Genomic DNA, 19,769 nt, shown 5'->3' with positions numbered 1-19,769 from the left:
GGGGGTGCCCGTCACCTCGACCAGCCGCGGGAGTCGGTGCACTGGGTCGGGTCGTCATAGCGCTGCCGGATCTCGTCGGCGCGGGAGCGGGCGAGGTTCCATCCGGCGAGGGTGTCCTCGTCGCCCGCGCCGTACACCTGGTGCATCGACAGCGCGCACTGCTTGATGTGCGCGGGCAGGGCGCTCGACTCGATGGTCGGCACGGCGTCGGCGGGCAGGCTGCTGAGGTACCAGGTGTCGAGCTTGCCCGTGGCCTGCCACCGCTCGATGTTGCGGTCGGCGACCCAGGCGCTCGTGTTGCCGACGGTGCCGACGATCGTGAGCACGGCGGCCGCGACGAGGACCGTGCGGCCGAGCCAGCGCCGGGTCGGGGTGACGAGGGAGACGAGCACCGCGAGGACGACGAGCCCGAGCCAGATCTCGAAGAGGTCGGCGTTGATCCGCAGCGTCGTGTAGCCGTAGGCGTCCTGGTAGAGCGCCATGCGGCGCAGCGCGGAGGCGACGACGAGCAGGGTGAGGACGCACAGGGTCGCGTTCATCGCGGTCATGACCCGGCGGTCGCGGTCGGTGCTCGTGCGGCCGAGCGCTCGAACCCCGGCGACGAGCAGCAGGACGAGCGCGGTGGCGACGGTGAGCTGGCCGAAGCCCTGCCGGGCCGACTCGGCATAGGTCACGCCCGCCGTGCGCACGACGTAGTCGTGCCCGCCGACGACCGCCGCGGCCTGGGCGACGACGAAGGCGACGAAGATCGCGATGACGACGCCGAGCGGGACCTGCCACTCGCGCTCCGGGATGCGAGGCGACAGGCGTGCCCCGTCGACGGTCGGCGGGTTGATCGCGAGGTAGAGACCGGCGAGCGTGACGCCGGCGAAGAAGACGAGCACGAAGACGCGGAAGATCGCCATGTCGCTGATGTCGGGGACGAGGGCCGAGGCCCAGGAGCCGAGGACGGCGTCGGCCGAGGAGAGCAGCCCGCCGAAGACGAGGAGCAGCGCGAGGCTGACGACCCCGGTGCGCAGCACCGACCACGCGCTGCCGCGACGGGCGAGCGTGCGGATCGTCCGGTCGAGCAGGGGGAGCCCGCGCAGCGCGGAGAGCGGCCAGGCGATGACCGAGGCGATCATCCCGGTGACCGTGCGCGCGTCGGTGCACGCGGCGGCGGCGAGCACCCCGGCGACGGCGACGGCGAAGAAGCTCATCACCGGGTCGTCGCGCAGGATCGTCGTCAGGCCGAGGGGGAGGGCCAGGGCCGCGGTGACCCACGACCACGGCTTCGCCCGGCGAGCCGAGGCGAGCCACAGGGCCGCACCACCGGCGGTGAGGACGACGAGCAGCCCGAGCCCGATCGCGTTGCCCGGCAGCAGGATCGCGGCGAGCAGGCCGACGGCGAGTGCGGCGAGCAGCAGCCGCGGCTGCCCCTGCGTGACCCGCTCGGGCCACCACCGCGACAGCGACACCCCCGCTCCCTGGCCTCCTTCGCTCCCTGAGGAAGTCGCGAAGCGACTGTCTCGAAGGGAGGGAGCGGATTCTGCAGCAGTCATGACGGTCTCCTTGTCCACGCTCCCTGAGGAGGTCGCGAAGCGACCGTCTCGAAGGGAGGGCGAGGTGGTGGTCGTGGTGAGCGGTGCGGGCGAAGGGGAGGTCGGCGGGGTGAGCGGCAGCCGGAGCTGGAGCCGGGCGCCTGACCCTTCGAGACGCTCGCCCGCTGCGCGGACTCGCTCCTCAGGGAGCGGGGTGGGCAGCGCCCGGATCGTGCCGCCGTGCATCGAGGCGACCCACGCGGCGATGGCCAGGCCGAGGCCGGTGCCACCCCCTTCGTCCGCGCCGGGGCCGAAGCGGTGGAAGAGCCGCTCCGCCCGCTCCGGGGTCAGACCGGGTCCGTCGTCGGCGACGGTGAGGGTCCACGCGTCGTCGGTGGCGCGGGCGGTGAGGGTGACGGTTCCGCCGCTCGGGCTGTGCCGCACCGCGTTGTCGAGGAGGTTGGCGGTGACCTGGGCGAGGCGCGCGCGGTCGCCGGTGACGACGAGGTCGGCGGGCTCGACATCGGCGACGAGTGCGACGTCCCGACCCTGGAGGGTGGTCTCGCCGATGGCGTCGTCGAGCAGGTCACCGACGCGGATCCGGCTGGGGGAGAGGGGGATTCCTCTGCTGTCGGGGCGGGAGAGGTCGAGCAGGTCGGTGACGAGCGAGCCGAGGCGTTCCGACTGGGCGAGCGCTGCGCGCAGGGTCGCCTCGTCGGGGGTGGTGACGCCGTCGGCGAGGTTCTCGAGCAGGGCCTGCTGCGCCGACAGGGGCGTGCGCAGCTCGTGGGCGACGGTGGCGACGAGACGCCGCCGGTGCTCCTCGCCCTGCTCCAGCTCGGCGGCCATGCTCGCGAAGGCACGGGCCAGCTCACCGACCTCGTCCTGGCTCGACGTCGTGATCCGGGCGCCGTAGTCCCCCTTCGCCATCCGCCGTGCGGCATCGGTCATCTGGGTGAGCGGGGTCGTCATGCCGGTCGCTAGCCAGCGGGTGACGACGAGGGCGAGGCCGATCGTCGCGGGCAGGCCGAGCCACAGGGGGACCCCGGCGTCGGTGCCGACCGTGCCGACGACGGCCGCGACGACGACGCTCACGCCGACGAGGACGGCGAGCCGGGTGCGGATCGAGGTGAGCTCGAGCAGGGGAGCGGAGCGGTTCATCGGTCGATCCCGTCGTCGAGGGCGTAGCCGACGCCGTGGACCGTGCGGATGCGGTGGCTGCCGACCTTGGCCCGCAGCGATTTCACGTGGCTGTCGAGGCTGCGGCGGCCCAGGCCGTCGTCCCAGCCCCACAGGTCGGCGACGATCCGCTCGCGGCGCAGCACCGCGCCGGGCTCGCGGGCGAGCAGGGCGAGCAGGTCGAACTCCGTCGGCGTGAGGTGCACGGCGTGGCCGTCGACGGTGCAGCGCCGGGTGCGCTCGTCGAGGGTGAGGCCGGCGTGGTGGGTGATCGTCTCGTCGGGGCGCCCGAGCTCGGCGGCGCGCTCGACGCGGCGCAGCAGGGCCCGCACCCGGGCGACGACCTCGCGCATGCGAAATGGCTTGGTGAGGTAGTCGTCGGCGCCCACCCCGAGCCCGACGATGATGTCGCTCTCGTCGTCGCGGGCGGTGAGCATGAGCACCGGCACGGGGCGGTCGGTCTGGATCCGGCGGCACACCTCGAGCCCGTCGAAGCCGGGCAGCATGAGGTCGAGCACGACGACCGCGGGGTCGTGCTCGGCGTGGGCGGCGACCGCCCCCGGCCCGTCGTGCGCCTGCACCACCTCGAAGCCCTCCGCCGTGAAGCGGTCGGCCAGGGCCTGGTTGATCGTCGGGTCGTCCTCGACGACGAGCACGCACGGTGCGGGAGCGGTCATGGGATCAGGCTAGGGAGCCCCACCGGTGGATCCCCGGTGGGAGATCTGGAGATCCTCTGCAGATCTCGGCGCCCCCCGATCGCATTTCCCTGAGGTCGTGCGCGCTCGGTTCGTATTTCCTCAAGGTCGTGCGAAGGGAGGTCAGCCCACCGGCAGGCGGGAGACGAACTGCCGCAGCTGCTCGATGTTGCGCACCTCGTGCATGTCGACGACCTCGGCGTAGCGACTGGCCACGGAGTCGCCCGTGTCCCACATGCGGGCGGACTCGGGGTTGAGCCAGGCGGAGTAGCGGGCACGGGAGACGAGCTCGCGCAGGGCGTCGACCTGCGGGTTGGTGCCGTTGGTCCGGGCGTCGCCGAGCACGAGGACCGTCGACCGCGGACCGATGGCGTCGAGGTGGTGGTCGACGGCGTCGACGAAGGCGGCGCCGTAGTCGCTCGACCCGTGCCAGCGCGTCATCTGCGCCTCGCGGGCGACGCGCTCGCTGATGTCCTCGCCGAACTGCGCCTCGCGCACCAGCTCGGTGATGTCGTCGCACGTGTTGACGAAGCCGATGAACCGCACCCGGCGGAAGGTCCCCGCGAGCGACTGGAGCAGCAGCATCGTGAACCGGGAGAAGCCCGCCACCGACCCGGACATGTCGCACAGCAGGACGATGTCGGCCCGGCTGCGGGTGCGGCGCTTGTAGGCCGGGCGCACCGGCACCCCACCGGTCGACATCGCCGCGCGCAGGGTGCGCCGGATGTCGATGGTGCCCCGCGAGTGCCGCCGCTGGCGGGCGGCGAGCTTGGCCGCGAGCTTGCGCGACAGGGGAGCGATGACCGCGTGCAGCTCGGCCGCCTCGGTCTTGCCGGTGAGCAGGAAGTCCTTGCGCTCCAAGGGGTCTCGCACGCCGTAGCGCGAGATGCGGTCCCGTCCGCGGACCTCGGCATTGCGTCGCGCCGACTCGGTCTCGATCTTGCGACGGAAGGCGCCGACCCGGCGCCGGATCTCGTCGCGGTCGTAGCGGTCGCTCAGCTGCTCTGGCCGCCAGGCGCTGCCCGCGCCGCCGCCACCGCTGCCGGTGGCGCCGCCGCTCCCTTCGCCCGATCCGCCCGAGCCCTCGCCGGACCCGCCGGTGACGTCGCCGGCGTCGCGGGCCCGCTGCAGGGCCGCCGCGATCGCGGTCTGCGGGGCGAGCCGCTCGATGGTCTGGTTGGCCGACCAGCCGCCGGTCGACGACTCGTTGGCCAGCCGCCCGAGCTCGCCGACCGCCCGCGCGGCGAGCCGGTCGAGCTCCTGCTGGTCACCGCGCGCGAGGGCCTCGACGAGCTCCTCGCGGATCGCGGCCGCGCGCTCGCGGGCGCCCGCGGTGTCCGTCGGCGCGAGGTCGGCCGCGTCGCCGGTGCGGTGACCCACGGCAGGGGGGAAGTGGATGTCGAAGAGCTGGTCGAAGACGGCCCGGTCCGCGGACCGTCGCATCATCGTCGCGGCGAGCCCGGTGCGCAGGCGCTCGCGGTCGTCGAGGCCGAGCGCCCTTGCGGCAGAGGCGGCGTCGGCCACCTCTGAGGTCCCGACCGTCACGCCGTGCCGGCGCAGCGCCCGGGCGAGGTCGACGAGGCGCTCGCCGAGCGGGTCAGGCGAGGGCACGGTCCAGGTCCAGGGTCTGCACCGCGAGCTCGATGTCCTCGCGGTGCTTGAGGACGACGCCGAGGGTCGAGCGCACGAGCTCGGGCTGCAGCTCGCCGTCGGTGCCCAGGCTGACGAGCGTGCGGGCCCAGTCGATGGTCTCGGCGACCGAGGGTGACTTGCGCAGCCGCATCTCGCGCAGCGCGCCGACGAGCCGCACGACGGAGGCGGCGAGCGTCTCGTCGAGGTCGGGCACGGTCAGCCGCACGATCCGCAGCTCGAGGTCGGACTCGGGGTAGTCGATGTGCAGGTAGAGGCAGCGTCGGCGCAAGGCCTCGGACAGCTCACGGGTGGCGTTGGAGGTCAGGACGACGAAGGGGGTCTGGCTCGCCCGGATCGTCCCGAGCTCGGGCACGGTCACCTGGAAGTCGGAGAGCACCTCGAGCAGCAGCCCCTCGATCTCGACGTCGGCCTTGTCGAGCTCGTCGATGAGCAGCACCGTCGGGTGCTCGTTGCGGATCGCGGTGAGCAGCGGCCGGGAGAGGAGGAACTCGTCGGTGAAGATGTCCTCCTTGACCGACGTCCAGTCCGCCTCGTCGGCGCCGGCGGAGTCGTGGTGGGCGCCGGCCGCGGTGATGCGCAGCAGCTGCTTGGCGTGGTTCCACTCGTAGAGCGCACGGGCCTCGTCGACGCCCTCGTAGCACTGCAGGCGCACGAGCTCGCCGTCCGTCGCCGCCGAGACGGCCGCGGAGAGCGCGGTCTTGCCGACACCCGCCGGACCCTCGATGAGCAGCGGCTTGCCGAGCTGGTCGGCGAGGTAGACGGTCGTCGCGATCTCGTCGGAGGCGAGGTAGCCGTGCTCGGCCAGGCGCTCCGTGACGTCGTCGACCGAGGCGAAGCGGGGGGTGTGCGTCATGCCCGCAGTCTGCCGGACCGCGTCCGTCGGTAGCGTGTGCCCCCATGAGCCCGAGGGTGATCCACACCGCACAGGCGCTCGTCGACGTCGTCGTCGAGGTGCCCGACCTGCCCCGCCGCGGCGGCAACTCGATGGCCACCTCCGTGGCGCGCTACGCCGGGGGAGCGGTGACGATCCTGCTCGCGGCCGTGCGCTCCGGCGCCGCGGCCGTCCATGCGGGGGCCCACGGGCGCGGCCCGAACGGTGACCTCGTCCGCGAGACCCTCACCGCCGACGGCGTCACGCTCTCGGCCCCCGTCGTCGAGGACCTCGACACGGGTGTCTGCATCGTCATGGTCGAGCCCTCCGCGGAGCGGACCTTCGTCACGACGCAGGAGGCCGAGCGGCGCATCACCGTCGAGTCGCTCGCGACGAGCGCACCGGTCGCCGGCGACCTCGTGTGCGTCAGCGGCTACAGCCTCGTCGGCCGCACCCGCGACCCGCTCCTCGCCTGGCTGGAGTCGCTGCCCGACGAGGTCCTCGTCGTCCTCGACCCCGGTGCGGTCTTCGCCGAGCTGGAGCCCTCCCTTCGCTCCCGGGTCGTCGCGCTCACCGACGTGTGGACCGGCAACGCCGAGGAGTCCGAGGACTTCGGCGGGGCGAAGGGGATGGGGCCGGCCGCCGAGGCCGTGGCCGCACTGCTGAAGCCGGGTGCCGTCGCCGTCGTCCGTGACGGTGAGCAGGGGTGTGCGGTGCACACCGACGGCGTGACGACCGTCGTGCCCGGGTACCCCGAGACGCCGGTTGACACCAATGGCGCCGGCGACACCCACACCGGAGTCCTGCTCGCGGAGGTGGCGAAGGGGGTGGCCTGGCCCGATGCCTGCCGCCGGGCCAATGCGGCCGGGGCCATCAAGGTCACCCGCAAGGGCCCGACGACCGCCCCCACCGCGGCGGAGATCGACGCCTACCTCGCCCAGCGGGGCTGAGCGCGGGTCTCGAGACGCGTGCTGCGCACGCTCCTCGACCGGCGCGAGGGTGTGGCCCCGACCGCCGTTGGCTCAGCGCTCGTCGACGAGCTCGGCGTAGACCACGACATTGTCGACGTGGTGACCCGTCTCGCCGTCGAAGTGACCGCCGCAGGTGATCAGCCGCAGTGCGGCGTGGTCGACCTCCCCGTAGACCTCGTCGGTGGGAAAGTCCGTCTTGGGGTACTGGCCGACGTCGGTCACCTCGAAGACCGCGGTCGACCCGTCCGCGCGGGAGACCTCGACCCGCTGCCCGTCGCGCATCGAGCCCAGCTCGAAGAAGACCGCGGGCCGCTTGTCCCACGTGACGTGACCGGCGAGGACGGCCGGACCGAGCTCCCCGGGGGTGGGGCTGCCGGTGAACCACCCGGTGCTCGTGGCGTCCTGGGGCACCTCCATGGTGTCGTCCGGTTGCAGGCCGAGGTCGATGACCGAGCTGGTGACCCCCAGCGAGGGGATGGACACCGACGTCGGCCGCGAGCGGGCCATCCGTGCGGTGGTGGCCGGTGCGGCCGCGCTCGGGCTCGCCGGGCTGCTCGTCCCCGGGCCCATGTGGTGCCCCGCGTGGCCGGACCCGGAGGTCGGGCTGGCCGACGGTAACGAGCTCGTGCTCGAGCGGCCGTGCCCGGCGTGCCCGCCCTCGGACACGGCGGCCGGCGGGGGCATGCGGGTCTCCTGCTGCGACAGGCCGAAGGCCGTCAGGCCGCCCCCGGCGACGGCGAGGGCCACGACCGCGACCGTCACGACCTGCGCGCGACGGCCGCGGCCTCGGGTGCGCTCACGCACGACCGGCTCAGCTCTCCCGCGTCAGGCGACGGCGGTAGGCGAGCAGGCCGACCGCGCCGACCATGGCGAAGGCGCCGGCGCCCAGGGCGCCCTTCGCCTCGACACCCTCGGTGCTCCCGCCGCCCGTCTCGACGCCACCCGTGGGCGGAGCGCCGACGGCCGCGCCGGTGACCGTTCCGCACGTCGCCGGGTTGGTGGCCTCCTCGGGGATGCCCTTGACCCCGACGGACTTCGCGAAGCTCGACTCGCCGAGCGCGTCGAGGTCGTACTTGTCGTTGCCGTTGGCGTCGAGGCCGTGCTGCACGATGTGCAGGTTCTTCAGCTTGGCGCCGGCGCCCTCGGGCAGGGTGATCGTGCGCGAGTACGACAGGTTGCCGTTCGCGTCGGCGGTCGGCATGCGGTCGACGGCGAGACCGCTGTCAGGGCTCGTGTCCCCCTTCGTCGTCAGCGAGATCATGATGTCGCCGTAGGTCGGCAGGCCCTCCTCGGTGTTGACCTGGCCGTCGCCGTCCGCGTCGGCAGCCGACGTCGGGCAGGTGAAGTCCTTGTTCTCGTCGAAGGACCCGTGGAAGTGCTGGGCGTGGGGCGAGTTGGGGGTGAACCCCGTGCCCGTGATGTCGACCGTCAGCTGGTCGCCGGCGAGCGACAGCTGTGCGGTCGACGAGGACCCGCTGTCGTTGCCCATCGTGTCGGTGAGCTTCATCGTCCACTTCTCGTCGGCGCTCGCGCCGTTGGCTCCCGCGAGGAGGATCGCGCACGCGGCCGGGGTGGCGAGGGCGGCCTTGGTGAGGGTGTGCATACCTGACTCCTTCGTCGTGGCCGGCCGATCTCGGATGACCGGAGGCCTCGTGGCAGGAGTTCGGGGCGAAGGGAGGAACGGATGGGTCAGCGCGTGCGGAGCTCGGTGCGGCAGCGCTGCTCGAAGGTGTCGAGCTCGGCGAGCGCCTCGTCGATGTCACGCCGCCGCTGCTCCAGGTCCGCGCGGCGCTCGTCGATCTGGCCGAGCACGTACTCGAGCTGGCTGCGGCGACCGCGCGGTGCGTCGTAGAGGTCGATGATCTTGGCGATCTCGTCGAGCGGGAAGCCGAGCCGCTTGCCGCGCAGCACCAGAGACAGCCGGGTGCGGTCGCGCCGGTGGAAGAGGCGCGTCGTGCCCTGCCGCTCGGGCGAGATGAGCCCGATGTCCTCGTAGTGCCGGACCGTGCGCGTGGTGATGCCGAACTCGTCGGCGACCTCGCGGATCGTCCACGTCCGCGCGTGCTCGTCGGGAGCATCCGCGCTCGGGGGAGTCGCCCCCTTCGTCCGGCTTGTCATGACCCGAGATGATGCTTTACGTTGACGTCAACGTCAAGCAATGGTGCTGCCGGTGACCCCGGGGCGCCGGGAGAGGTCGGGCATGTTCGAGCTGTCGCAGGACCACGAGGACTTCCGCGCGAGCGTGCGCGACTTCGCCGAGCGCGAGGTGGAGCCGCACGTGGCCCAGTGGGACAAGGACCACCACCTGCCGCTCGAGGTCGTGCACCGCATGGGCGACCTCGGCCTCTTCGGGCTCGTCGTCCCCGAGCGCTGGGGCGGGTCGGCCGAGACCGTCGACGGCGTCGTCCAGTCCGACTTCACCGCCCTGTGCGTCGCGATCGAGGAGCTCGGCCGCGTGGACCAGTCCATCGGCATCACGCTCTCCGCCGGCGTCGGCCTGGGCATCAACCCGATCCTCACCTACGGCACCGACGAGCAGCGCGACCGCTGGCTCCCCGACCTCGTCGCCGGGCGCGCGCTCGCCGGCTTCGGTCTCACCGAGCCCGACGCCGGCTCCGACGCCGGTGGCACCCGCACGACGGCGAAGCGCGACGGCGACGAGTGGGTCATCGACGGCGCGAAGTCCTTCATCACCAACTCCGGCACCGACATCACCTCGCTCGTGACGGTGACCGCCCGCACCGGCACGAGCGCGGAGGGTCGCCCGCAGATCTCCGCGATCATCGTCCCCAGCGGCACGCCCGGCTTCACCGTCGAGGCGCCCTACGACAAGCTCGGGTGGAACATCTCCGACACCCACGGGCTGAGCTTCGCCGGCTGCCGCGTCCCCGCCGACCACCTCGTCGGGCAGGAGGGGCAGGGTTTCCGTCAGTTCCTCAAGACGCTCGACGACGGCCGCATCGCCATCTCGGCGCTCGCCACCGGCCTGACCCAGCGGATGCTCGAGCTGGCCACCGACTACGCGCAGACCCGCACCGCATTCGGCAGGCCGATCGGCGTCAACCAGGGCGTGAGCTTCCAGGTCTCCGACCTCGCCGTCATGGCCGAGACCTCCCGCGTGCTCACCTACAAGGCCGCCTGGCTCAAGGACGAGGCCGACCGCGGTCGTCGCTCGACGCAGGAGGTCGCCAAGGCCGCCTCGATCGCCAAGCTCTACACCTCCGAGGCCGCGGTGAGCGCGACGCGCATCGCCACGCAGGTCTTCGGCGGCAACGGCTTCATGGAGGAGTACCCCGTCGCGCGCTTCTACCGCGACGCCAAGATCCTCGAGATCGGCGAGGGCACCTCCGAGGTGCAGCGCATGGTCATCGCCCGCCACCTCGGCCTGCCGGTCTGAGCCGCCCGGACGAAGGAGAGTCCCAGTGAGCAGCTATCCGCTCGACCCCGCGGTCGAGGACATCCGCCGCCGTATCCGTGAGGCACACGAGGCCTCCGAGCGCCCGACCGACAAGGCCGCGGCGAAGCTCGAGTCCCAGGGCAAGCTCTACGTCCGCGACCGCATCGCACTGCTCGTCGACGAGGGCAGCTTCGTCGAGGACGGGCGCTATGCCAATGCGCTCGCGCCCGGGCTGCCGGCCGACGGCGTCGTCACCGGCCGCGGGCTCGTCGACGACCGGCCGGTCATCGTCATCGCCAACGACCCGACGGTCAAGGCCGGCTCGTGGGGCGCCCGCACGGTGGAGAAGATCGTGCGCGCCACCGAGAGCGCGCTGCGCGAGGAGCTGCCGGTCTTCTGGCTCGTCGACTCCGCGGGCGCGCGCATCACCGACCAGGTCGAGATGTTCCCGGGACGCCGCGGCGCCGGGCACATCTTCCACAACCAGGTCGCCCTGTCGGGCAAGGTCCCGCAGATCTGCTGCCTCTTCGGCCCGAGCGCCGCCGGCGGCGCCTACATCCCCTCCTTCACCGACCTCGTGATCATGGTCGAGGGCAATGCGTCGATGTACCTCGGCAGCCCGCGCATGGCCGAGATGGTCGTCGGCGAGCGGGTTTCCCTCGAGGAGATGGGCGGCGCCCGCATGCACTGCACCGTGAGCGGTGTCGGTGACGTGCTCGTCGCCGACGACACCGAGGCCATCGAGGCGGCCCGCCTGTGGCTGAGCTATCTGCCGCAGAACTGGCACAGCGACCTCCCTTCGTACCAGCCGGAGGAGCCGGCCGCGCCGCTCACCGCCGCGACCATCCCCGAGCGCGAGTCGCAGCCCTTCGACGTGCACGACGTCATCGACGGCCTCGTCGACGACGACTCCTTCTTCGAGGTCAAGGAGCTCTTCGCGACCGAGCTGGTCGTCGGCCTCGGCCGGATGGCGGGGGAGACCGTCGGCATCGTCGCCAACAACTCGATGGCCAAGGGCGGCGTGCTCTTCACCGACAGTGCCGACAAGGCCGCGCGCTTCATCTGGCTGTGCGATGCCTACTCGATCCCGCTGATCTACCTCGCCGACGTCCCGGGCTTCATGATCGGCTCCGAGGTCGAGCGCGGCGGGATCATCCGCCACGGCGCGAAGATGGTCTCGGCCGTCGCCTCGGCGACCGTCCCGCAGTTCTGCGTCATCGTGCGCAAGGCCTACGGCGCCGGTCTCTACGCCATGGGCGGGCCCGGCTTCGCCCCCGACGCGACGATCGCGCTGCCCACCGCCCGCGTCGCGGTCATGGGCCCGGAGGCCGCGGTCAACGCCGTCTACGCCAACAAGATCGCGCAGATCGAGGCCGACGAAGGGGAGGCCGCCCGCGACGAGTTCATCGCCGCGCGTCGCGCCGAGTACCTCGAGGACGTCGACCTCGAGCGGCTGGCCGCGGACCTCGTCATCGACCAGGTCATCGAGCCCGAGGCCCTGCGCGAGGAGCTGCTCGCCCGCCTGCGGCACGCCCGCGGTCGCGATCGCCGCTTCTCCGAGCGTCGTCGGGGGATCCCTCCGGTCTGACGGACGAGGCGGGGCGAAGGGGGCGTGACCCGTCTCCCACCCCGCTCGCGCTGCGGAGGCGCCCCCTCGTCGTTACCTTGGGGTAACCAACGTTCCCTGACGAAGGACACCTCGATGAAGACCTGGACCGCCCCCTTCGCCGCCGCTGCCTGTGCGGTCGGCCTCGTCGTCACCGCCGGCTCGGCCGGTGCCGCCACCGACGATCCGCTGCGCGACAAGCTCTACGGGCTGGACCAGGTCCATGCCGAGCAGGCCTGGTCGAGCAGCCGCGGTGCCGGCACCGTCGTCGCCGTCGTCGATACCGGTGTCGACCTCGGTCACCCCGACCTGCAGGGCAGGCTCGTGCCGGGCGCCGACTTCGTCTGCGGCGAGCAGGCCGGCTCGTGCGGCGACGGCAGCTGGAAGGGCCAGGACGGCGAGGGCCAGGACCCCGACGTCCACGGCACCCACGTCGCGGGCACCATCGCCGCCACCGCTGACAACGGGATCGGCGTCGCCGGTGTCGCCCCCGACGCCAAGGTCATGCCGATCAAGGTCCTCGAGGACGGGTCGGGCACCGCCGAGGACATCGCCGAGGGCATCCGCTACGCGGCGGACAACGGTGCCGACGTCATCAACCTCAGCCTGGGTGGCCTGCCGGGCACCCAGATCTTCTCCATCCTCGGTCTCGACACGACGATGAAGGACGCGATCCAGTACGCCCGCGACAAGGGCACCCTCACGGTGGCCGCGGCGGGCAACACCTCGACCCTGCTGTGCAACGACCCGGCCTTCAGCAGCGACTCGATCTGCGTCGGGGCCACGGACAAGAACGAGATGAAGTCCTACTTCTCCGAGCTGCCTGTCAAGCTCAGCGGCACGGGCGTCGCCGCCCCGGGTGGCTCCGGCCGACTCCTCGGCGGCGACTGCTCCGAGGACATCATCTCCACCGTGCCGCGTGGCACCGGCACCGACGAGTGCGGTGAGGGCAAGGACTACGCGGCCTTCGCCGGCACCTCGATGGCCACCCCGCACGTCGCCGGGGTCGCCGCGATCCTCTTCGGCCAGGGCCGCAGCATGGCCAACGTCGAGCAGGCGATCCTGTCGACCTCGCGGCACCCGCTGCTCGGCACCCGCGGCGGCTACAGCGCGCTCTACGGCCGCGGCATCGTCGACGCCGAGGCCGCGGTGGCCTACGCCCGCGACTGAGCCACCAACCACCAGTCGGTGCCAAGGTCGGTGAGCAGCCGACGCAGCAGGGGCAGGCACAGCCCGACGACGGTGCTCGGGTGGCCCTCGATCGACTCGACGAAGGGAGCGCCCAGCCCGTCGAGGGTGAACCCGCCGGCCACGTGGAGCGGCTCGCCCGTCGCGACGTAGCCGTCGATCTCGGCGTCGCTCACGGACGCGAAGTGGACGGTCGCACTCGCCGGAGCCCCGGCGGTGCGGCCGTCCCGCATGTCGACGAGGTGGTGGCCGGTGTGCAGCACCGCCGAGCGGCCACGCACCTGCTGCCACCGCTCGCGGGCGACCTCGGGCGTGCCCGGCTTGCCGTGGACCTGCCCGTCGACCTCGAGGACCGAGTCGCAGGCGAGGACGAAGGGGGTCTGCCCGGCCAGGCGCGAGGCGACGGCCGCTCCCTTCGCCTCGGCCAGCAGCTGCGCCAGCTGCACCGGAGACAGCTGCGGATCCCGTTGCCGCGCAAGGGACTCCACCGCGTGCTCGTCGACATCGCTGACGACGACATCAGGGGCCATGCCGCTGGCACGCAAGAGTCCCAGACGGGCGGGGGAGGCGGACGCGAGGACGAGGGAGACCATGCCCACAGCATGCACCGGTTGCCGGGATGTGACTCGTAGGTAACCATGGTCGTCGCCACACCCGAGGCCATCCCGGTCAGGCGCGCCATCGTCGGCTGGGGAAGGTCTCGTCCCTTCCCTTCCCACGACAGGACTCGCATGTTTTCAAAGAAGAAGCGTGCCGTTGCGGCTGCGGCACTCGCCGTCGCCGTCGGCCTCCCGCTGGCCGGCAATGCCGTCGCCGGACCCCACGACGTCCCGGGCACCGCTGGGGCCAAGACCCTGACCGACACCCCCGAGGCCGCTCGCCCCGCCTTCTACGAGCCGCCGGCGACGATCCCGAGCACGCCCGGCACGATCATCCGCAGCGAGCCGGCCCCGCTGCTGCTCGACCCCTTCGACCTGTCCTCGTCGGTCGTCACCGCGACCCGCATCATGTACTCCTCCACCGACGCCGACGGCACCCCGATCGCCGTCACGGGCACGGTCTTCGTCCCCAAGACGAGCTACGTCGGCGCCTCCCAGCGCCCCCTGATCTCCTATGCGCCCGGCACCCAGGGCATGGGCGACTCCTGCGCCCCGTCGCGGCAGATGGAGAGCTTCTTCGAGTACGAGGGCATCGGTGTCGGCCGGGCCGTCGCCCGTGGCTACGCGGTCGGCATCACCGACTTCCAGGGCCTCGGCACGCCCGGCTCGCACACCTACATGGCCCGCGAGCCCCAGGGCCGCGCGACCCTCGACATGGCTCGCGCCGCCAAGAACCTGCAGGGCAGCGGCCTCGACAACAAGACCCCGATCGGCCTCATGGGCTACTCCCAGGGTGGCGGCGCCGCGGCTGCTGCGGCCGAGCTGGCGCCGAGCTACGCTCCGGAGCTGAACATCAAGGGCTCGGCCATCGGCGCCCCGCCGGCGGACCTGGCCAAGGTCGGGGCCAACATCGACGGCACGACCTACTCGCTCTTCGCCCTCTTCGCCACCCTCGGCGTGGCCACGACGGAGCACGTCGACCCCAAGCCCTTCCTCAACGCGCAGGGTCTGGAGCTCGCGAGCAAGGTGGAGAGCGCCTGCGTCTTCGACCTCTTCTCCTACGCCAATCTCGACTCCTCGAAGTACACGACGAGCGGCAAGAAGCTCTCGGAGCTGCTCGACGAGGAGCCCTTCAAGTCGGCGATCGCCGAGCAGCGGATCGGCAAGCGCAAGCCCAACGCGCCGGTGCAGATCAACCACTCGCTGGGTGACGACGTCATCCCCTACGCGGTCGGCAAGCAGCTGGCCAGCGACTGGTGCGACAAGGGCACCCGCGTCTCCTTCAACGCCGGCGTGACCCCCACCCACGTCGGTGGCTTCCTCCCGCACGTGGAGAAGTCGATGCTCTTCTTCGAGGCCCGCTTCGCCGGTCTCAACCAGGCGAGCAGCTGCTGGCGCCTCTGATCAGCGCCACGCACGGCGAAGGGGGTGGGACCGGTCGACCGGTCCCACCCCCTTCGTCGTGCCGTCAGGTGAGCGAGGCCCCGGTGATGCCGTCCTCGGCGCCGAAGGAGACACGTGACGGGTCGAGGGTGAGCACGAGCGTGCCGCCCTCGCGGTCGGTGTAGGTGGCGCTCGTCGCGGTGCTCGAGGTCCGCGACCAACGGGGGCCGCCGGAGGGGTGGGCTGCGCCGAAGCCGGACTCGACGCCATCGGTGGCATAGGTCCACGCGCTCGAGTCGCCCTTGCCCCAGGCGCGCACGAAGGCATCGGCGTAGGCGGTGGTCGACGTCGGCAGCCCGGCGCCGGAGGTGTCGTCGCCGTTCTCGCCACCGTCGGTCACGTCGAGGGAGGCGCTGGTGACGGCGTGCTCGCCGCCGGAGGCGGCGGTGCCCGCGTCGATCCGCACGGTGAGCACGTCGGAGCCGTCGCCGTAGGTGACGACCATCGAGCCGCCGTCACCGGACATGCCCCGACGCTGCCAGCCGCCCCCGCCCGAGGAGCGCTGACCGAAGAGCGAGCTCACGGCGGTGGGGGTGCCGTAGGTCGAGGCGACGGCCCGGTCACCTCGACCCCACGCCCGCACGAAGGTGTCGGCATAGGCGCCGATGTCCTTGGGCGGGGAGGATGGGGCATCGGTGCTCGTCGGCCCGCCGGGCTGCGCGTCGGGCCCGCCGGGCTGCGCGTCGGGCCCGCCGGTGCTCGTGACCGATGGGCCGCCGGGCGTGCCGCTCGTGCTCGCCGCGTCGGGCGAGGTGCCCCGGCCCCCGCCGGGGGAGGGCGAGCTGGTCACCGTCTGGGTCGTCGGTGCATTGCTCGTCGAGCTGGAGTAGGTCACCGTCACGGTGCTGGACGCCTCGCGCTCGTCGGGTCCCGACGAGCAGGCGGTGAGCAGCGCCGCGGCGGCGACGACGGACACGGTCCCCCTGATGTGCTTCACGCGAAGCATGGTAGGCCCACCGCGCGGGCTCGTGGATGGGTAGCCGTGCTCAGCGCAGGACGGCAGCGCGCAGGGTGTCGAGTCCGACGCCGCCGATGTCGAGGGCGCGGCGGTGGAAGGCGCGCAGGTCGAAGTCGGCGCCCTCGCGCCGGGCGGTCTCCTCCCGCAGCTGCAGCCACAGCCGCTCGCCGATCTTGTAGCTCGGCGCCTGGCCGGGCCACCCGAGGTAGCGGTCGAGCTCGAAGCGCAGGAAGCCCTCGTCCATGTTGGCGTGCGCCGAGAGGAATTCCCAGGCCTTGTCGTAGGTCCACGCGCCACCACCGACCTCGGCGGGCGCCTCGAAGCCGCAGTGGACGCCGACGTCGAGGACGACGCGGGCGGCGCGCAGCGACTGCCCGTCGAGCAGACCCATGCGGTTGCCCGGGTCGTCCATGTGCCCGAGCTCGGCCATGAGCCACTCCGCGTAGAGCGCCCAGCCCTCGCCGTGTCCGGAGGTCCACGACGCGAGGCGGCGCCACCGGTTGAGCAGCTCCTTGCGGTGGACGGTCTGGCCGATCTGGAGGTGGTGGCCGGGGACGCCCTCGTGGTAGACGGTCGTCAGCTCGCGCCAGGTGCCGAAGTCGGTGACCCCCTTGGGCACCGACCACCACATGCGCCCGGGCCGGGAGAAGTCGTCGCTCGGCCCGGTGTAGTAGATGCCGCCGGTCTCGGTCGGCGCGATGCGGCACTCGATGGTGCGCACCGGCTCGGGGATGTCAAGGTGGCCGTCGAGCAGCTCGATGGCCTCGTCGGCCTTGCCCTGCATCCACTCGCGCAGCGCGTCGGTGCCGTGCAGCTGGTAGCGCGGGTCGGCGTCGAGGGCCTCGACCGCCTCGCGGACGGTGGCGCCGGGTCGCACCTGCTCGGCGACGGCGGCCATCTCGGCGGTGATCCGGGCGAGCTCCTCCTGCCCCCAGGCATAGGTCTCCTCGAGGTCGATCGTCGCGCCGAGGAAGGAGCGCGAGTACAGCTGGTAGTGCTCGCGTCCGCACGCGTCGGCCTCGGGCGCCCGCTCCCGCAGGGGCGTCAGCTGCGTGGCCAGGTCGCGGTAGGCGCCGGCGGCGGCCTCGACGGAGCGGCGCAGGTCGGTGGTGAGGGCCTCGGGCAGGGGAGCGCCGTCGACGCTCGCGCCGGCGAGCACCCCGGCGAAGTAGCCGTCGGGTGCGGTGAGGTCGGCGCACTGCTCGATGCACCGGTCGTACTGACGAAGGGGGGAGACCTGCCCCCGGTCGGCGGCGACGGTGAGCGACTGCACCCACTGCCCGAGGGCGGCGGGCACCTTGGCCATCCGGCTGGCGAAGGTCGCCCAGTCGTCGGTCGTCGCCGTCGGCATGATGTCGAAGACGTCGCGCACGCCCTGCAGCGGCGAGGCGATGACGTTGAGCTCCCCGAGGTCGAGGCCGGCCTCGTGGATCTCCTCGGCGAGGCCGAGGCGCTCTTGCATCGCCTCGACGGTCACCCGGTCGACGTCGTCGACGGGTGTGGCGTCGGCGAGGGCGGCGAGGGTCTGCCGGCGCAGGCGCGAGTGCGCGGCGTAGCCGTCGGGGGACAGGTCGTCGAGGTCGGCGTCGTGGCCGGGCAGCCCGAGGTGGGTCGCGGAGATGGGGGAGAGGGCCACCTCCGCGTCGAGGTGGGCCTCGGCGATGCGGTCGACGTCGGTCTGCGGGCGGTGCGTCTCGGCGGTCACACCGCGACGCTACCTCCCTTCGGCCGGGGGTGGGCTCACTGCACGAGGGTCTCGTCGACGAAGCACCAGCGCCACGCCTCGCCCGGCTCGAGGGAGCGCATGACGGGGTGCCCGGTGCGCTCGAAGTGCGTCGTCGCGTGCCCGTGCGAGGAGTCGCAGCAGCCGACGTGGCCGCAGGTGAGGCACACCCGCAGGTGCAGCCAGGTCGTGCCCTCGAGCAGGCACTCCTCGCATCCCTCGGGCTCGCGGGGGACGACGCACTCGGGCAGCTGCTGCTGGTGGGTGCACTCGCCGGTGACGCTCGGGGGCGCGACGAGCTGCGTGCCGCGCAGCGCCTCGGCCCGGGCGCCGATCGACTCGAGGGTGGACTCCTCGACGTCGAGGGCGGCCAGGACCGTCGTGAGCACCTCGTGGTCGACGAGCCCCTCGTCGCGGATGCGCAGCAGCTCGGCGCGCTCGGCCTGGAGCATCGGCAGCCGCAGCCGCCGATAGGTGTCGCTCGGCGACTCCGCGTCGCCGTGGCCGAGGCGTTCCCACACCCGGTTGACCCGCATGCGGGCCTGCTCGCGCAGGCGGTCGGCGACGTCCCGGTCGACGTCGGGCAGCTCGTCGAGACGACGCAGCCCGGCGCCGACGGCGGCCTGGGTCACCGTGGCCTCCTGCAGCGCGTCCTCGCGCGGGTCGGGGCCGCTGACGCCGAGGGCCCGGGCGAGGGCGGGCAGGGTCGTGCCCTGGATGAGCAGCGTGCCGATGGTGACGACCATGGCGATGAGCACGAGGGTCGGGCGGTGCGGGGTGTCCGGGGGCAGGAGCAGGGCGGCGGCCAGGGTGACGACCCCTCGCATGCCGGCCCAGCTGACGACCGCGCCCTCGCCGGCCGGGGCGAGCCGGTCGCGCTCCCGGCGGGAGGCCATGGCGCGCAGCCAGCGGAAGGGAAAGACCCACAGGGGTCGCAGCACCAGCACGGTGACGAGGATCGCCAGGCCCACGAGGAGGGTCCGGCCGAGGCCGAGCTGCGAGTCCTGCACGTCGGTGACGAGCGAGCTCAGCTGGAGGCCGATGACGAGGAAGACGGCATTTTCGAGGATGAACTGCACGCTCGCCCAGTTCCACCGCTCGGCGAGGCGGGAGCGGGCATTCTGCAGGACCGGGGCGCGGTGGCCGAGCAGCAGGCCGGTCGTGACGACCGACAGGACCCCGGAGGAGTGCAGCAGCTCGGCGGGCAGGTAGGCGGCGAAGGGGGCGATGAAGCTCAGCGTCGTGTCGGCCACCGGTGCGTTGACGTGCTTGCGCACGACGGCGAGGACCTTGTAGGCGACCATGCCGATGAGCACGCCGCCGACGGCGGCGCGCACGAAGTCGATGCCCACCGAGGTCACCGTGACCTCGAAGGCGCCATGGCTGCCGTGGCCCGCGGCCAGGCCGGCGGCGGCCAGCGCGGTGCGCAGCGAGACGAGGGCGGTCGCGTCGTTGAGGAGGGACTCGCCCTCGAGGAGGGTGACGGCCCGGCGCGGCAGCCCGATCGCCCGGGCGACCGCCGTCGCGGCGACCGCGTCGGGCGGGGCGACGATCGCGCCGAGCGCGAAGGCCAGGGCGAAGGAGATCGGCAGCAGCGCGCTCGCGACGACCGCGACGCCGAGCGCCGTGAAGAGCACGAGCCCCACCGACAGGCCCGCGATCGCCACCCGCTGCGCCTTGAGGTCGACGAGCGATGTCGAGATCGCCGTCGCGTAGAGCAGCGGGGGCAGCAGCCCGATGAGGACGACCTCGGACGAGAGGGTGACCTCGGGGACCCACGGGACGAAGGAGGCCGCCGCGCCGGCGGCGAGGAGCAGCAGCGGGGAGAGCGCGCCGAGCCGCGAGGCCAACCCGTGGACCAGCAGGGAGGCGACGGCGACGGCGAGGAGGGTGAGGGCGAGGTCCACGAAGGCATTGTCGTCCTCCGGAGGGCGTCTCGGGATGCGACGGCGCCTCGGGCCGTCGC

General features: G+C 72.8%; 16 protein-coding genes. 5 read left to right on the top strand and 11 right to left on the bottom strand.

Features of this window, described 5'->3' with window-relative positions:
* Positions 1 to 11 precede the first annotated feature (11 nt).
* From ACQBJO_RS12180 to ACQBJO_RS12165, 4 genes are all read right to left on the bottom strand, one after another.
* Complete coding sequence (locus ACQBJO_RS12180) at positions 12 to 2,681, bottom strand: DUF4153 domain-containing protein (RefSeq protein ID WP_421007510.1); 2,670 nt, start codon at positions 2,679 to 2,681, stop codon at positions 12 to 14.
* Complete coding sequence (locus ACQBJO_RS12175) at positions 2,678 to 3,376, bottom strand: response regulator transcription factor (RefSeq protein ID WP_421007509.1); 699 nt, start codon at positions 3,374 to 3,376, stop codon at positions 2,678 to 2,680. The genes ACQBJO_RS12180 and ACQBJO_RS12175 overlap by 4 nt, the downstream gene beginning before the upstream one ends.
* 141 nt (positions 3,377 to 3,517) lie before the next feature.
* The gene (locus ACQBJO_RS12170; RefSeq protein ID WP_421007508.1) at positions 3,518 to 5,005 is read right to left on the bottom strand and encodes a VWA domain-containing protein; all 1,488 of its coding nucleotides are present in this window, start codon (positions 5,003 to 5,005) and stop codon (positions 3,518 to 3,520) included.
* Positions 4,992 to 5,900, bottom strand: coding sequence for an AAA family ATPase (locus tag ACQBJO_RS12165; RefSeq protein ID WP_255184070.1), 909 nt, complete (start codon positions 5,898 to 5,900; stop codon positions 4,992 to 4,994). The genes ACQBJO_RS12170 and ACQBJO_RS12165 overlap by 14 nt, the downstream gene beginning before the upstream one ends.
* Positions 5,901 to 5,944: 44 nt before the next feature.
* On the opposite strand from ACQBJO_RS12165, the gene ACQBJO_RS12160 reads away from it, so the two are divergent.
* Positions 5,945 to 6,868: a PfkB family carbohydrate kinase gene (locus ACQBJO_RS12160; protein WP_421007507.1), complete on the top strand. Its 924-nt coding sequence runs from the start codon at positions 5,945 to 5,947 to the stop codon at positions 6,866 to 6,868.
* A gap of 72 nt (positions 6,869 to 6,940) precedes the next feature.
* Here the strand turns inward: ACQBJO_RS12160 and ACQBJO_RS12155 are convergent, their stop codons facing one another.
* From ACQBJO_RS12155 to ACQBJO_RS12145, 3 genes are all read right to left on the bottom strand, one after another.
* On the bottom strand, positions 6,941 to 7,693 hold the full coding sequence (locus ACQBJO_RS12155; RefSeq protein WP_421007506.1) for a class F sortase: 753 nt from the start codon (positions 7,691 to 7,693) through the stop codon (positions 6,941 to 6,943).
* Positions 7,694 to 7,700: 7 nt separating this feature from the next.
* Entirely contained in the window at positions 7,701 to 8,492 is a 792-nt protein-coding gene (locus tag ACQBJO_RS12150; RefSeq protein ID WP_255184067.1) for a hypothetical protein, read from the bottom strand.
* 86 nt (positions 8,493 to 8,578) lie between these two features.
* Positions 8,579 to 9,007 carry a MerR family transcriptional regulator gene (locus ACQBJO_RS12145; protein ID WP_421007505.1) on the bottom strand — a complete coding sequence of 143 codons (429 nt, stop codon included), beginning with the start codon at positions 9,005 to 9,007 and terminating at the stop codon, positions 8,579 to 8,581.
* An 82-nt stretch (positions 9,008 to 9,089) separates the two neighbouring features.
* Here ACQBJO_RS12145 and ACQBJO_RS12140 point away from each other — a divergent pair, with 82 nt between their 5' ends.
* The 3 genes from ACQBJO_RS12140 to ACQBJO_RS12130 all read left to right on the top strand — a co-directional run bounded on the left by ACQBJO_RS12140 (position 9,090) and on the right by ACQBJO_RS12130 (position 13,062).
* Positions 9,090 to 10,286: an acyl-CoA dehydrogenase family protein gene (locus ACQBJO_RS12140; RefSeq protein WP_421007504.1), complete on the top strand. Its 1,197-nt coding sequence runs from the start codon at positions 9,090 to 9,092 to the stop codon at positions 10,284 to 10,286.
* 25 nt (positions 10,287 to 10,311) lie between these two features.
* Positions 10,312 to 11,874 carry an acyl-CoA carboxylase subunit beta gene (locus tag ACQBJO_RS12135; protein WP_421007503.1) on the top strand — a complete coding sequence of 521 codons (1,563 nt, stop codon included), beginning with the start codon at positions 10,312 to 10,314 and terminating at the stop codon, positions 11,872 to 11,874.
* A 114-nt stretch (positions 11,875 to 11,988) separates the two neighbouring features.
* A complete protein-coding gene (locus ACQBJO_RS12130; RefSeq protein ID WP_421007502.1) occupies positions 11,989 to 13,062 on the top strand; it encodes a S8 family serine peptidase in 1,074 nt (357 codons plus the stop codon).
* Here the strand turns inward: ACQBJO_RS12130 and ACQBJO_RS12125 are convergent.
* Positions 13,047 to 13,673 carry a Maf family protein gene (locus ACQBJO_RS12125; protein WP_421007501.1) on the bottom strand — a complete coding sequence of 209 codons (627 nt, stop codon included), beginning with the start codon at positions 13,671 to 13,673 and terminating at the stop codon, positions 13,047 to 13,049. The two genes, ACQBJO_RS12130 and ACQBJO_RS12125, sit on opposite strands and share 16 nt — an antisense overlap.
* Positions 13,674 to 13,811: 138 nt before the next feature.
* Between ACQBJO_RS12125 and ACQBJO_RS12120 the strand changes: the two genes are divergently transcribed.
* Positions 13,812 to 15,083: a lipase family protein gene (locus tag ACQBJO_RS12120; RefSeq protein WP_421007500.1), complete on the top strand. Its 1,272-nt coding sequence runs from the start codon at positions 13,812 to 13,814 to the stop codon at positions 15,081 to 15,083.
* Positions 15,084 to 15,147: 64 nt separating this feature from the next.
* Here the strand turns inward: ACQBJO_RS12120 and ACQBJO_RS12115 are convergent, their stop codons facing one another.
* The 3 genes from ACQBJO_RS12115 to ACQBJO_RS12105 are packed head-to-tail and all read right to left on the bottom strand — an operon-like array spanning position 15,148 to position 19,710.
* Positions 15,148 to 16,059 (bottom strand): hypothetical protein, encoded by a 912-nt coding sequence (locus tag ACQBJO_RS12115; protein ID WP_421007499.1) that lies wholly within the window; start codon positions 16,057 to 16,059, stop codon positions 15,148 to 15,150.
* 49 nt (positions 16,060 to 16,108) lie between these two features.
* Positions 16,109 to 17,785, bottom strand: a complete 1,677-nt coding sequence (locus ACQBJO_RS12110; RefSeq protein WP_421007498.1) for a DUF885 domain-containing protein — start codon at positions 17,783 to 17,785, stop codon at positions 16,109 to 16,111.
* 35 nt (positions 17,786 to 17,820) lie between these two features.
* Positions 17,821 to 19,710, bottom strand: a complete 1,890-nt coding sequence (locus ACQBJO_RS12105; RefSeq protein WP_421007497.1) for a cation:proton antiporter — start codon at positions 19,708 to 19,710, stop codon at positions 17,821 to 17,823.
* Positions 19,711 to 19,769 lie beyond the last annotated feature (59 nt).

The organism is Janibacter zhangyanbonis (genome assembly GCF_050507325.1).
In the GTDB taxonomy this organism is placed as follows: Bacteria; Actinomycetota; Actinomycetes; order Actinomycetales; family Dermatophilaceae; genus Janibacter.
The sequence above is the reverse complement of the archived record's forward strand: the minus strand, read 5'-3'. Positions and strand labels throughout refer to the sequence as shown.